General features: G+C 71.6%; 10 protein-coding genes. 4 read left to right on the top strand and 6 right to left on the bottom strand.

The window, feature by feature from the left end; genetic code table 11:
- Positions 1-79 precede the first annotated feature (79 nt).
- A complete protein-coding gene (locus OG252_RS10070) occupies positions 80-1,039 on the bottom strand; it encodes a GlxA family transcriptional regulator (RefSeq protein ID WP_329335354.1) in 960 nt (319 codons plus the stop codon).
- 179 nt (positions 1,040-1,218) lie between these two features.
- Between OG252_RS10070 and OG252_RS10075 the strand changes: the two genes are divergently transcribed.
- From OG252_RS10075 to OG252_RS10085, 3 genes are all read left to right on the top strand, one after another.
- Positions 1,219-1,350, top strand: coding sequence for an LPFR motif small protein (locus OG252_RS10075; RefSeq protein ID WP_266450389.1), 132 nt, complete (start codon positions 1,219-1,221; stop codon positions 1,348-1,350).
- A gap of 96 nt (positions 1,351-1,446) precedes the next feature.
- Positions 1,447-3,837: a Tex family protein gene (locus OG252_RS10080; protein ID WP_329335357.1), complete on the top strand. Its 2,391-nt coding sequence runs from the start codon at positions 1,447-1,449 to the stop codon at positions 3,835-3,837.
- Between the two features lie 82 nt (positions 3,838-3,919).
- A complete protein-coding gene (locus OG252_RS10085) occupies positions 3,920-4,477 on the top strand; it encodes a putative glycolipid-binding domain-containing protein (protein ID WP_329335359.1) in 558 nt (185 codons plus the stop codon).
- Here the strand turns inward: OG252_RS10085 and OG252_RS10090 are convergent.
- Entirely contained in the window at positions 4,474-6,114 is a 1,641-nt protein-coding gene (locus OG252_RS10090; protein WP_266450386.1) for an ABC-F family ATP-binding cassette domain-containing protein, read from the bottom strand. The two genes, OG252_RS10085 and OG252_RS10090, sit on opposite strands and share 4 nt — an antisense overlap.
- A 49-nt stretch (positions 6,115-6,163) precedes the next feature.
- On the bottom strand, positions 6,164-7,186 hold the full coding sequence (locus tag OG252_RS10095) for an oxidoreductase (protein WP_266450385.1): 1,023 nt from the start codon (positions 7,184-7,186) through the stop codon (positions 6,164-6,166).
- A gap of 66 nt (positions 7,187-7,252) precedes the next feature.
- On the opposite strand from OG252_RS10095, the gene OG252_RS10100 reads away from it, so the two are divergent.
- Positions 7,253-8,203, top strand: a complete 951-nt coding sequence (locus tag OG252_RS10100) for an FAD-dependent oxidoreductase (protein WP_266450384.1) — start codon at positions 7,253-7,255, stop codon at positions 8,201-8,203.
- Between the two features lie 20 nt (positions 8,204-8,223).
- On the opposite strand, the gene OG252_RS10105 is transcribed toward OG252_RS10100, so the two are convergent.
- The 3 genes from OG252_RS10105 to OG252_RS10115 form a co-directional block, all read right to left on the bottom strand.
- Entirely contained in the window at positions 8,224-9,924 is a 1,701-nt protein-coding gene (locus OG252_RS10105; RefSeq protein ID WP_266450383.1) for a BCCT family transporter, read from the bottom strand.
- Between the two features lie 88 nt (positions 9,925-10,012).
- Complete coding sequence (locus OG252_RS10110) at positions 10,013-11,257, bottom strand: M14 family metallopeptidase (RefSeq protein ID WP_329335364.1); 1,245 nt, start codon at positions 11,255-11,257, stop codon at positions 10,013-10,015.
- Positions 11,254-13,206 carry a Xaa-Pro dipeptidyl-peptidase gene (locus OG252_RS10115; RefSeq protein ID WP_329335366.1) on the bottom strand — a complete coding sequence of 651 codons (1,953 nt, stop codon included), beginning with the start codon at positions 13,204-13,206 and terminating at the stop codon, positions 11,254-11,256. Before OG252_RS10115 ends, OG252_RS10110 begins: the two co-directional genes overlap by 4 nt.
- Between the last annotated feature and the right edge of the window lie 147 nt (positions 13,207-13,353).

The raw sequence follows: 13,353 nt of genomic DNA on the forward strand, positions 1-13,353 counted from the left end.
GGGCGTCAGCGGGCGGGGGCGGGCAGGTGGCGGGTGCGGGTGTCAGTGGGCGGGGGCGGGCAGGTGGCGGGTGCGGGTGTCAGTGGGCGGGGGCGGGGTGGAAGCGGCGGCGGTACTCGGCCGGGGACGCGCCGAGCGCCTTGAGGAAGGCGCGGCGCATGGCCTCGGGGGTGCCGTAGCCGCTGGCCCGGGAGATCTCCTCGACTCCGTCGCCGGTGTCCTCCAGGAGGCGGCGGGCGTGTTCGAGGCGGACCCGGTCGACGTAGCGGCCGGGTGTCATGCCGGTCTCGGTGCGGAAGGCGCGGGCGAAGTGGCGGGGTGACAGCCGGGCGCGTTCGGCGAGCGACTCGACGCTCAGGTCTCCGGCGGGATGCTCGGTGATCCACTGCTGCACCTCCCGCAGCGGCTCGCGCTGAGCGGTCTGGGCGGCCAGCTGGGCGCTGAACTGGGCCTGGTTTCCGGGCCTGCGCAGGAAGACCACCAGGTGGCGGGCGACGGTGAGCGCCGCTTCCCGGTCCAGGTCCTCCTCGACGAGGGCCAGGGCCAGGTCGATGCCCGAGGTGACGCCCGCCGAGGTGGAGACCTGCCCGTCCCGTATGTAGATGGGGGCCGGGTCGACGTCGATGGCGGGGTGGTCGCGGGCGAGTCTGTCGCAGTACGCCCAGTGGGTGGTGGCGCGGCGGCCGTCCAGCAGGCCCGCCTCGGCGAGCAGGATCGCGCCGGTGCACACGGAGACGAGGCGCCGCGCGCGGGGGCCGTGCTCGCGCAGCCAGCCGGTCAGCCGCGGGTCGGGGGTCCGGGTGCCCTGGCCGCCCGGGACGAGGAGGGTGTGCGGGCGCGGTGTCTCGGCGAGGGTCGCGTCCGGTAGGAGGGTCAGGCCGCTGGAGGTGCGCACGGGAGCGCCGTCCAGGGAGGCCGTACGCACGCGGTACGTGCCCGGGGTGTGGTTCTCGGCCCCGGCGAAGACCTCGACGGGGCCGGAGACGTCCAGGCTCTGGACGCCGTCGAAGAGGACGACGAGAACGGATCGCTGCGGCATGGGGCCGATTCTTCGCCGAGGGCGGCGTGGCGGCAATGACGAGTACCCCACCTTTTCTGCCATGCGCCTGCCTCGGCCGGGCGGGCTGCCGGGACCGCTGGGACGGCGGGCATGGCCCGCGATCGCCGAGGTACTCGGTGATCCCGGCCGCAGTGGCCGGGAGTCGAAAGGGGAATGACGTGTTCCGTGCGATCGCAGACGTACTGCGCCAGATCGGTGGGGCCATCGCCACCGTCGTGACGCTGCCCTTCCGGGCGCTGGCCCGGCTCTTCGGAGGTGCCTCGGGTTCGACGCGCAGCCGCAGGGTCTGACCGCCCGGCCCGCCGGGATTCCGCCCTGGACCCCGACTGTCGGTGCCACCTGCCACAATTGCCGCGCAACCTCAGTGGAGAAGGCGGTACGGCATCGTGACGACACCCCTCGTAGGGTCCATCGAAGGCAGGATCGCCGAGGAACTCGGCGTACGGGAGCGGCAGGTCAGAGCTGCCGTGGAACTGCTCGACGGCGGTTCGACGGTGCCCTTCATCGCCCGCTACCGCAAGGAAGCGACCGAGATGCTCGACGACGCGCAGCTGCGCACGCTCGAGGAGCGGCTGCGCTATCTGCGGGAGCTGGAGGAGCGGCGGGCGGCGATCCTGGAGTCGGTGCGCGAGCAGGACAAGCTGACGCCCGGGCTCGAGGCGCAGATCCGCGGCGCCGAGACCAAGGCGCGGCTGGAGGACATCTACCTGCCGTTCAAGCCGAAGCGGCGCACCAAGGCGCAGATCGCCCGCGAGGCCGGTCTCGAGCCGCTGGCGCAGGGGCTGCTCGGTGACCCGAGCGTGGAGCCCCTCGCCGCGGCCGCCGCGTTCGTCGACGCCGACAAGGGTGTCGCCGATCCGCAGGCGGCTCTCGACGGCGCCCGGGCGATCCTCACCGAGCGGTTCTCGGAGGACGCCGACCTGATCGGTGAGCTGCGCGAGCGCATGTGGGTGCGCGGGCGGCTGGTCGCCAAGGTGCGGGAGGGCAAGGAGGAGGCGGGCGCCAAGTTCTCCGACTACTTCGACTTCGCCGAGCCGTTCACCGCACTGCCCTCGCACCGCATCCTGGCGATGCTGCGCGGCGAGAAGGAGGACGTCCTCGACCTCGTCCTGGAGCCGGAGGAGCCGACGGAGGGCCCCTCCTCGTACGAGGGGATGGTGGCGCACCGGTTCGGGATCACCGACCGGGGCCGACCGGGCGACAAGTGGCTGCAGGACACGGTCCGCTGGGCATGGCGCACCCGTCTCCTCGTGCACCTCGGCCTCGACCTCAGGCTGCGGCTGCGGACGGCCGCCGAGGACGAGGCCGTCAACGTGTTCGCGGCGAACCTGCGCGACCTGCTGCTCGCCGCCCCGGCCGGCACCCGCGCGACGCTGGGGCTGGACCCCGGGTTCCGTACGGGCGTCAAGGTCGCCGTGGTCGACGCGACCGGCAAGGTGGTGGCGACGGACGTCATCTACCCCCATGTCCCGGCGAACAAGTGGGACGAGGCGATCGCCAAACTGGCCCGCCTCGCGAAGGAGCACGCGGTCGAGCTGGTCTCGATCGGCAACGGCACGGCGTCCCGGGAGACCGACAAGCTCGCCGGTGAACTGATCGCCAAGCACCCGGAGTTGAACCTCACCAAGGTGATGGTGTCGGAGGCGGGCGCCTCCGTGTACTCGGCCTCCGCGTTCGCATCCCAGGAGCTGCCCGACATGGACGTGTCGCTGCGCGGCGCCGTGTCGATCGCGCGGCGGCTCCAGGACCCGCTCGCCGAGCTGGTGAAGATCGACCCGAAGTCGATCGGGGTCGGCCAGTACCAGCACGACCTGTCCGAGGTGAAACTGTCGCGTTCGCTGGACGCGGTGGTGGAGGACTGTGTGAACGGCGTGGGTGTCGACGTGAACACCGCCTCGGCGCCGCTGCTCGCCCGGGTCTCCGGCATCTCCTCGGGGCTCGCCGAGAACATCGTGGCGCACCGCGACGCGAACGGGCCGTTCAAGTCCCGCGCGCAGCTCAAGGGCGTGGCGCGGCTGGGCCCCAAGGCGTACGAGCAGTGCGCGGGCTTCCTTCGGATCCGCGAGGGCGACGACCCGCTGGACGCGTCCAGCGTGCACCCGGAGGCGTATCCCGTCGTACGGCGGATGGTGAAGACCGCCGGGCAGGAGGTGGCGTCGCTCGTCGGCAACACCGGTGTGCTGCGCTCGCTGAAGCCGCAGGACTTCGTCGACGAGACGTTCGGTCTGCCGACGGTGACCGACATCCTCAAGGAGCTGGAGAAGCCGGGGCGCGACCCGCGGCCCGCGTTCAAGACGGCCACCTTCAAGGAGGGCGTCGAGAAGATCGGCGACCTGTCCTCCGGGATGATCCTGGAAGGGGTGGTCACGAACGTGGCGGCCTTCGGGGCGTTCGTCGACGTCGGCGTCCACCAGGACGGCCTGGTGCACGTGTCCGCGATGTCGAAGACATTCGTCAAGGACCCGCGGGACGTGGTGAAGCCGGGCGACATCGTCAAGGTGAAGGTGCTGGACATCGACATCCCGCGCAAGCGGATCTCGCTGACGCTGCGCCTCGACGACGAGGCGGCACCGCAGGAGCGGCAGCCCGCCTCGGGCGGCGGCGAGCGCCGGCAGCGGGGCGGACGTCCGCCGCAGCAGCGGCAGAACCGCGGCGGCGGCAGTGGCGGCGGTGGCGGTGGCGGTGCCTCGCGTCAGGCCCCGCCGCCTTCCAACAGCGCGATGGCCGACGCCCTGCGCAAGGCGGGTCTCGTCGACCCGAAGAAGGGCAGGCGCTGACCAGGCGGCGTCCGAGCGGTCCGGCCCGGATCCTTCGGTATGCCACGAAGGATCCGGGCCGGTTCGTCCGTAGGGTGGCGGCATGCGGACCTCACGTGTGCTCACCTGGGACGTCTCCGAAAGCGGGGGCTACGAGACGGCCTGGGTCGACCTCGACGAGAAGGTGCTGCGGGCCCGTGGCCGGGCGGTCGGCACCGTGCCCGAGACGCACTGGATCTCGTACGCGCTCGACACGGCCGACGGCTTCGTCACCCGCCGTCTGCTGGTGGAGGCCGCCACCCCGCACGGCACCCGCTTCCTCGACCTGCGCCGCGACGACGGGGGCCGCTGGACGAGGAACGGCGAGCGGATCCCCCAGGTCGACGGGGCCCTCGACTGCGACCTCGGGCTGTGTCCGCTCACCAACACCATGCCGGTACTGCGGCACGGCCTGCATCGGGAGCCCGGTGAGCGCGAGTTCCTGATGGCGTGGGTGCGGGTCCCCGAGCTGACCGTGGAGCCGTCCCGGCAGACCTACACCCACCTCGGCCATGGACGGGTGCGCTTCGCCTCCGGCGACTTCCGCAGCGATCTGGAGTTCGACGAGGACGGCTGCGTGGTCGACTATCCGGGCCTGGCGCGGCGTCTCACCTCGCGTTAGCGCTCGGTCACCTTGCCGTCCGCGACCTCCAGGCGGCGGCTCACCTGGACCGCGTCCAGCATCCGGCGGTCGTGGGTGACCAGCAGAAGCGTGCCCTCGTAGGCGTCCAGCGCCGACTCCAGTTGTTCGATGGCCGGCAGGTCCAGGTGGTTGGTCGGCTCGTCGAGGACCAGGAGGTTCACGCCCCGGCCCTGGAGCAGGGCCAGCGCGGCCCTGGTGCGTTCGCCCGGAGAGAGCGTGGCGGCCGGGCGCAGGACGTGGTCCGCCTTGAGGCCGAACTTGGCCAGGAGCGTGCGGACCTCGGCCGGTTCGGTGTCCGGGACGGCCGCGCCGAAGGCGTCCAGCAGGGCCTCCGGGCCGTGGAACAGCTTGCGGGCCTGGTCGACCTCGCCGATCAGGACGCCCGAGCCGAGGGAGGCGCTGCCCGCGTCCGGCTCGATGCGGCCCAGGAGGACGGCGAGGAGCGTCGACTTGCCCGCTCCGTTCGCTCCCGTCACCGCCACCCGGTCCGCCCAGTCGATCTGCAGGGACACCGGGCCGAGCACGAAGTCGCCACGCCGGACCTCGGCGTCCCGCAGGGTCGCGACGACCGCGCCCGAGCGGGGGGCCGACGCGATCTCCATGCGCAGGTCCCACTCCTTGCGGGGCTCCTCGACGACGTCGAGGCGTTCGATCATGCGCTGGGTCTGGCGGGCCTTGGCGGCCTGCTTCTCGCTGGCCTCGCTGCGGAACTTGCGGCCGATCTTGTCGTTGTCGTTGGCCGCCTTGCGGCGCGCGTTCTTCACGCCCTTGTCCATCCAGGAGCGCTGGGTCTGGGCCCGCTCCTGGAGGGCGGCCTTCTTGTCGGCGTACTCCTCGAAGTCGCCGCGGGCGTGCCGGCGGGCGACCTCCCGCTCCTCCAGGTAGGCCTCGTAGCCGCCGCCGTAGAGGGTGATCTGCTGCTGGGCCAGGTCGAGTTCGAGGACCTTGGTGACCGTGCGGGTGAGGAACTCGCGGTCGTGGCTGACGACGACCGTGCCGGCGCGCAGGCCGCTCACGAAGCGTTCGAGGCGCTCCAGGCCGTCCAGGTCGAGGTCGTTCGTCGGCTCGTCGAGGAGGAAGACGTCGTAGCGGGACAGGAGGAGGGAGGCGAGGCCGGCCCGGGCCGCCTGGCCGCCGGACAGTGACGTCATCGGCTGGTCCAGGTCGACGGCCAGGCCGAGGGAGTCGGCGACCTCTTCGGCCCGCTCGTCGAGGTCGGCGCCGCCGAGGTCGAGCCAGCGTTCCAGGCTCGTCGCGTAGGCGTCGTCGGCGCCCGGTGCACCGTCGACCAGGGCCTGAGTGGCCTCGTCCATCGTGCGCTGGGCCTCGGCGACACCGGTGCGGCGGGCCAGGAAGTCCCGGACGGACTCGCCGGGCCGTCGCTCCGGCTCCTGCGGCAGATGGCCGACGGTCGCCGTCGGCGGGGACAGCCGCAGCTCGCCCTCCTCCGGGGCGGTGAGGCCGGCGAGCATCGTGAGCAGCGTGGACTTGCCCGCGCCGTTGGCTCCGACCAGCCCGATGACGTCTCCGGGCGCGACCACGAGGTCGAGCCCGGAGAACAGGGAGCGGTCGCCGTGGCCGGCGGCGAGATTCTTGGCGACGAGGGTGGCAGTCATCAGACCGCCGATGATAGTGGCCCGCCGCGGCGGCCCGCGTCCGGGCTTTTCAGTGCGCCATCGCCTCCACCAGCACACTCCCCGAGGTGCGCGCCACCACGAAGGACTCCCCCTTGACCGCTTTGGAGTCCAGGGCGATGCGGTGGCGGCCCGGTTCCAGGATGCCGTCGAAGAGCTCGTGGGCGTGGGTGCGGTAGAGGCGGTCGAGGCGGTACGCGGTGAGACGGACCCGGCACGGGGAGGTGACCTCGACGCCCGCCTCGCCGTCCGCGGCCACCAGGCGGGTGAGGCGGCGCCGTTCCACGGGACTGCGGTCCAGGGCGTTCTCGATCTGGGCGACGAGGAGGGGGACGATCGGGGCGAGGCCGTCGACGTAGGCCACGTCGACTCCCGCGCGTTCGAAGGAGTGCCGCACGGAGGCACGTTCCTCCTCGGTGACCGCCCGGCCGAAGGCGACGGCGCCGTAGGCGCGCAGTTCGTCGGCGGGGACGTCCTGCGCGTCCCGGGTGATGTCGGCGCCGATGCCGATGGTGCGCAGGGCGGCGGCGAGCTTGGCGAGGAGGGCGACGCGGGCGCCGATCAGCAGCACGCGGCGCCGTCGGGTGTCGGCGGAGGTGTCCAGGAGGGAACTCAGCGCCGCCCGGTACTCGGCGCCGTGGAAGCGGAACGGACCGATGCCGTGGTAGCCGTTGAGCTCCAGGTCGGCGTGTTCGTCGGTCTGCCAGGCGAAGTCCCGCCAGATGTAGTCGTCGCCGTCCCGGTCGATCACGGCGGTGACCGCGCCGCAGGCCAGGTCCTCGCAGTCGGGGCAGCCGTAGACGACGTAGCGGCCGTCGGGCAGCGGTGCGTCCGTCTCCCGGAGCAGGCTGCGGACCTGGGCGGTGAAGATCGCGGGCGGGATGTCCGAGGCGAGCGGGGAGACGGCGTCGAGGTCGGAGAGCTGGAAGAGGAGAGGGCGTCCGTCGACGATGAAGTCCACGAAGTCCCGGTGGCTGTGGTATTCACCGTTGGCGAGGACTTCACCGGCACGCATCGCCGGTGCCAGGCCGAAGGTCGCGTACTCGGCAGACATGGTGTGAGTATCCCCAGAGCGGGCGCTGTCTGAGCACGGCATGACATATTCCGCTACTGTCCGTCGATGGAAAGCGAGCGGCAGGACGCCGTCGTCGTGGTCGGCGGCGGTGTCATCGGACTGACGACGGCCCTCGTGCTCGCCGAGCGCGGCCGGCGGGTGCGGGTGTGGACGCGGGATCCTGCCGAGCGGACCACCTCGGCGGTTGCCGGGGCGCTGTGGTGGCCGTACGCGATCGAGCCGGTCGAGCTCGCCCGCACCTGGGCGCTGCGCTCGCTGGACGTCTACGAGAAGCTGGCGGCCTCCCCCGAGGTGACCGGCGTACGCATGGTCGAAGGGGTACTGGGCGAGGCGGACCTGGACCAGGCCGTGGCCTGGGCGGGCGCTCGGCTGCCGGGGCTGCGGGCCGCGACGGCCGAGGAGTACGCCGGGACGGGGATGTGGGCCCGCCTCCCGCTCATCGACATGTCGACTCATCTGCCGTGGCTGCGGGAGCGTTTCCTCGCCGCGGGCGGGGTGATCGAGACGCGTACGGTGGCCGGCCTGGCGGAGGTCGACGCGCCCGTTGTGGTCAACTGCACGGGACTGGACGCCCGCGAGCTGGTGCCGGACGCTTCCGTGCGCCCCGTGCGCGGGCAGCTGGTCCTCGTGGAGAACCCCGGCATCCGCACCTGGCTCGTCTCCACGGACGCGGCCGGGGAGACGGCGTACTGCTTCCCGCAGCCCGGCCGGCTCGTGCTGGGCGGCACCACGGACGAGGACCAGTGGTCTCTCGAGCCCGATCCCGCGGTGGCGGAGGCGATCGTGCGGCGGTGTGCGGCGCTGCGGCCCGAGATCGCCGGGGCGCGCGTGCTGGGGCACCTGGTGGGGCTCAGGCCCTCTCGGGACGCGGTCCGGCTGGAGCGTGAACTCCTGCCCGACGGAAGGGTGTTGGTACACAACTACGGTCACGGCGGTGGCGGTGTGACCGTGGCCTGGGGGTGCGCGGAGGAGGCGTCCGGACTGGCCGCCCCCTGAGAGCCTCCGTGCGCGAGTGATCAGCCGTGGTCGTGGCCGAGTGGGTCACCCACCGTCTCCGTGCCCGACCCGGGACCGACCCTGATCTCGAACTCGCCGTCGTACCGCTTGTGGCCCTCGATCACGGCGAGTTCGACGGCCTCGGAGCCCATCTCGCCGCGCACGATGACCGGGTCCTGGCGCAGATCGCGCATGAGGGCGACGCACATGCCGATCATCACAAGGACGAAGGGCGCGGCGGCCAGGATCGTGAGGTTCTGCAGCCCGGTGAGCGCGTCGCCCTGACCGCTGCCGACGAGCAGCATGATGGCGGCGACAGCTCCGGTCACCACACCCCAGAACACGACGACCAGTCGGCCCGGCTCCAGCGCGCCCTTCTGGGAGAGCGTGCCCATCACGATGGACGCGGCGTCGGCGCCGGAGACGAAGAAGATACCGACGAGGATCATCACGAGCAGGCTGGTGACGGTCGCGATCGGGAACTCCTGCAGGACGCCGAAAAGCTGTCCCTCGGGGGTCGACTCGCCGCCGAGCGCGCCGCCCTCCTTCAGCTTCATCGCCGTACCGCCGAAGACCGCGAACCAGACGAGGCTGACGGTGCTGGGCACGAGGATGACGCCGCCGACGAACTGCCGGATGGTGCGGCCCCGGCTGATGCGGGCGATGAACATGCCGACGAAGGGCGTCCAGGAGATCCACCACGCCCAGTAGAAGACGGTCCAGCTGCCGAGCCAGTCCGCGACGCCCGCGCCGGCACTGGCCTCCGTGCGGCCGGCGAGTTGCGGCAGGTCACCGAGGTAGGAGAAGACGGAGGTGGGCAGCAGGTCGAGAACGATGATCGTGGGGCCCGCGACGAACACGAAGAGGGCGAGCACGAGGGCGAGCACCATGTTGATGTTGGACAGCCACTGGATGCCCCGCTCGATGCCGGAGACCGCCGAGGCGACGAAGGCCAGGGTCAGCACGGCGATGATCGCGACGAGCAGGCCGGTGCTCACGTCGTCCATCCAGTCCAGCTCCTGGAAACCGGAACCGATCTGGAGCGCGCCCAGGCCCAGTGAGGCCGCGGATCCGAAGACGGTGGCGATGATCGCGAGGATGTCGATCACCCGGCCCGGGATGCCGTTCGCGTGCTTCTCGCCGATGAGCGGCGTGAAGACCGCGCTGATGGTCTGGCGCCGGCGTTTGCGGAAGGTGCTGTAGGCGATACCGAGACCGACCACCGCGTAGATCGCCCAGGGGTGCAGCGTCCAGTGGAACAGCGTCGTGGCCATCGCCGTCTCCATGCGCTCGGCGGAGTCGGCGGGGCTGGTGCCCGGCGGTGGGGTCGTGTAGTGCGAGAGGGGTTCGCTCACGCCGTAGAACATCAGGCCGATGCCCATGCCGGCGCTGAACATCATCGCGACCCACGACACCGTGCGGAACTCGGGCTCCTCGCCCTCCGCGCCGAGGTGGATCCGGCCGTAGCGGCTGACCGCGAGCCACAGCGCGAAGACGACGAAGCACGAGGCCGCCAGCATGAAGGCCCAGCCGCCGTTGTGGATCAGGCCGTTGAGCATCTTCGTGGAGGCGCTCTCCAGCGAGTCCGTCGCCACCGCGCCCCAGAGCACGAAGGCCACGGTGATGACGGCGGCGACGCCGAACACCACTCGGTCCGTCGAGTGGCCGGAAACGTCCGAAGGACCTTCCCGGCCACCCCTCTTCTTCAGGTCTTCCGTCATTTGCGGCACCTTCCCCTGTAAGCCCGTGGGTACGCATGTTCCGCACGCGCCCTAGGACCTACCACAGGTGCCGTGTGCATCCCCCGCTTCAGCAGTCGGTGTCGGGCTCCCCGGCCGTGAGGTGGTACGGGGCGCGTTCGTCGAGGAGCAGCGGGACGAGGGCGCGCAGGGGCTGGCGGAGCGGGACGTAGGTGCCCTTCGTTCTCACCCCGTGCAGGGCGAGTTCGTCGCGCACCTGCGCGTACTGGTCGGTGGTGAGCCGGTAGCCGCAGGGCGGGTCCGGGATCACCTCGGCCGGTTCGGGCGGGTCGTTGTCGGCGCCGCCGACGTAGACGGGGCCGGTGTCGGCGTAGCCCGCGAGCCGGGCCGTGTTCGTCGCCGCCTCGACCTGCGCCCGGCGCTCGCCGGTGAACCCGAACAGCCCCTTCAGGGCGGCGAGTTGGGAGTCCACCCGGCGTTCGTTGTTGACGGCCTCCCCGACGTCCGTCAGCGGCTCGACCCGGCTTTCGATGAGCAGGCCGAGCGAGTGCTTGATTCCGGACATGTTCCGCAGGATGCGTTCCTGACCGTCGCCGGCGACCTGGCGGATCGGTTCACCGGTGACGGGGTCGGTCCAGATGCCGTACGTGCCTGTGGTGTAGCCGGCGCGCTGTGCGGCGGGCCGTACGTACGCCCGGGACAGGGTCTCGGCCTCGTCGTGGACGGCCGCGGCGGTGTTGAGGTTGCGCGGCCACAGGTCGAAGAGGTCCTTGTCGTAGTACGGCGGCGTGGCGCCGTACTCGTGCAGGTCGTAGATGAGGTCGGGGCGTCGGTCGCGGATGACGGCGGCCATCGCGCGGCCCTCGGCGGTCTGGAGGGCGAGGTGGTCGCGGTTGATGTCGACGCCGTCGCTGTTGCCGCGGGTGTCGGCGGCGCGGCCGTCGGGGTTGGCGGTGGGGACGACGAGGACGGTGGTGCGGTCCAGGAAGCGCCGGGTCGGCCCGTCCTGCGCGTACGCCAGGTCGCGGACCGTGGTGAGGCAGGCCTCGCGGCCGGACGGTTCGTCGCCGTGCTGGCTGCACACGAGCAGCACCTTGCTCGGGGCGTTCCGCGCGCCGACCTGGACGAGTTGGAGCGGGCGGCCCTGTTTCGTCGTACCGATGGAGGCGACCGAGACGCGGCTGCTCGCCCGGTCGACGGCCGCCAGGAAGTCCTGTTCCTCGGACTCCCCGGTCCAGCGGGCGCCGTTCGACTCCTCGAAGCCGGTACGGGGCGGGGTCTGGGTGGCGTCGGCCGGGGTCGCGATCAGGGATGCGGCCAGGGCGGCCGTCACGAGGGTCAGGGTGCGGATCACCGGGCTCCCTCCGGGACGCGCTGGGCGGTGCGCGGTGCCTGGACCCCGTCGAGGGGCGTGATCTCGGGGGCGGCGGACGCGGAGCCCGCGGTGGCGCGCGCGAACGCGGCCGCGCCGCCGACGAGCGGGACGCGGGCGGACGTACGGGACAGGTCGACCGTCAGGGTGGGGGTGGTGGACGGCGGGTCGATGAGGTCCTTGTCGGTGCCCGCGACGATCAGTGCGAGGCGGTGTCCGGCCGGGACGACGTGGTCGGTGGCCCCGAGGTCGAGGGTGATGGTGTACGCCTTGCCCGGGGTGAGCGGGACGCCCGTGCCGGAGGCGTGGTTGCCGAGGTCGGCCCAGCCGCGGCTGACGACGGTGTAGTCCACGTCGGTGGTCTTCGCCTGTGTCTCCCTGAAGCAGGAGCTGTCGCCCGTGGTGCTCACGCCCCAGCAGGTGCGGTCGGTGAGCGTGCTGATGCCCTCGCCGCTCGCCGCGTAGTCGCGGATCGTGTCGGGGCCCAGGTCGACCAGGACGGCGGACAGGTGGGCCGTCGACGTGGTCGGGGTGGCGGTGACGGTGACCTTGGAGGAGCCGGAGACGCGCAGGTCGCGGGTGAGCGGCCCAGTGACGAAGCCCGCCTTGTCGGGCGTCGACGTGTCGATCTGCGCCGCCCAGTCGGTCTCGCTCAGCTGCGGGTTGTCGGTGAACGTCTCCGTGCCGCTGCCCTTGCGCAGGCCGAGCGTGCCGACGCCCTCCTGGCCGCCCTCGGCGGGGCGCAGGGTGGTGGTGTCGGTGCCGCGCGGCGGCCAGGCCTTCGAGGTGACCCACTGATCGGGATGGCGTTCGATGTCGGCCATGGGCTCGCGGTCGATGCCGTTGTCGTAGCCGAGGAGTTCGTGGTCGAACCAGCGGTGCAGGGTGTCGACCCAGGCGGTGCGGCGGAAGTCGAAGGGGTCGACGTGGCCGGTCTGGGACAGCCAGATCTTGCGCTCGACACCGTTCTTCGCGAGGGCGTCCCACCACGGACCGACGTGCTGCATACGGACGTTGAGGTCCTGCATGCCGTGGATCAGAAAGACGCTCGCCTTCACCTTGCTCGCGGCCTTCACATAGTCGCGCTCGCTCCACAGCGGGGTCCGGTCGCCGGTGCGCGGGGCTCCCGCGACGAGTTCCTGCTGGACGGCGGCGCACTTGGCGCGGGCGTCGGGGCTGTCGACGTAGTTGGACAGCCAGTCGGGGCCCGAGTCGTAGAGCGGGGCGCCCTTGGAGAAGTAGTAGTCGTACCAGGTGGAGATGGCGCTGATCGGGACGATGGTCTTGAGTCCCTTGACGCCGGTGGCGGCGACGCCGTTGGCGATGGTGCCGTCCCAGCTCTTGCCGATCATGCCGGTCCTGCCGTTCGTCCAGCTCGCCTTGGCGGTGGTGGTGCCGGTGCGGCTGGTGTAGGCCCTGGCGCGGCCGTTCAGCCAGTCGACGACGGCCTTCGCGGACTGGATGTCGGAGCGTCCGCCGACGTCCACGCAACCGTCGGAGCGGTTGGTTCCGGCGAGGTCGACGCCGACGAAGGCGTAGCCGCGGGGCACGAAGTAGTTGTCGTAGAACAGCGGCATCTGGACGACGTTGCCCGCGGCGTCGTACGTCTTCCTCTGGCTCTCGTTGCCGCGCCCGCAGCAGGAGTAGTACGGGCTGGCGTCCATGATCACGGGTATCTTGCGGCCCTGTTGGGCGGGTTCGCGCGGCCGGACGATGTCGACGGCGACGCGGTCCGACTTCCCGTCGCTGTCACCGTCGAGTCCGGTGTCCACCCAGACGGCCTCGCGGACGGCGTTCTCGTACGAGTGGACAGGTCTGCTCTCCTGTGGGGCGGGGTGGGCGGCCATCGGGGTGACGAGGACTGCCACCAGGGCGGCGACGGCGGCCGTGGCGAGCGATCTCCAGGTCGTGAAGCGCATGCGTATCGGCATGCGCGGACGGTACATCGGTCAACTCCTGTGCAGAAGAGGGCGATCGGACACGTGCGGGGCCAGTGATGCTGTGCGCAAGGGTGGGTTCATGACGGCCGAATGGCATTCATGTGACAGCGGTGGCCGTGGACAGACCCGGGCCCACAG

Source organism: Streptomyces sp. NBC_01352, assembly GCF_036237295.1.
Lineage (GTDB): Bacteria > Actinomycetota > Actinomycetes > Streptomycetales > Streptomycetaceae > Streptomyces > Streptomyces plumbiresistens.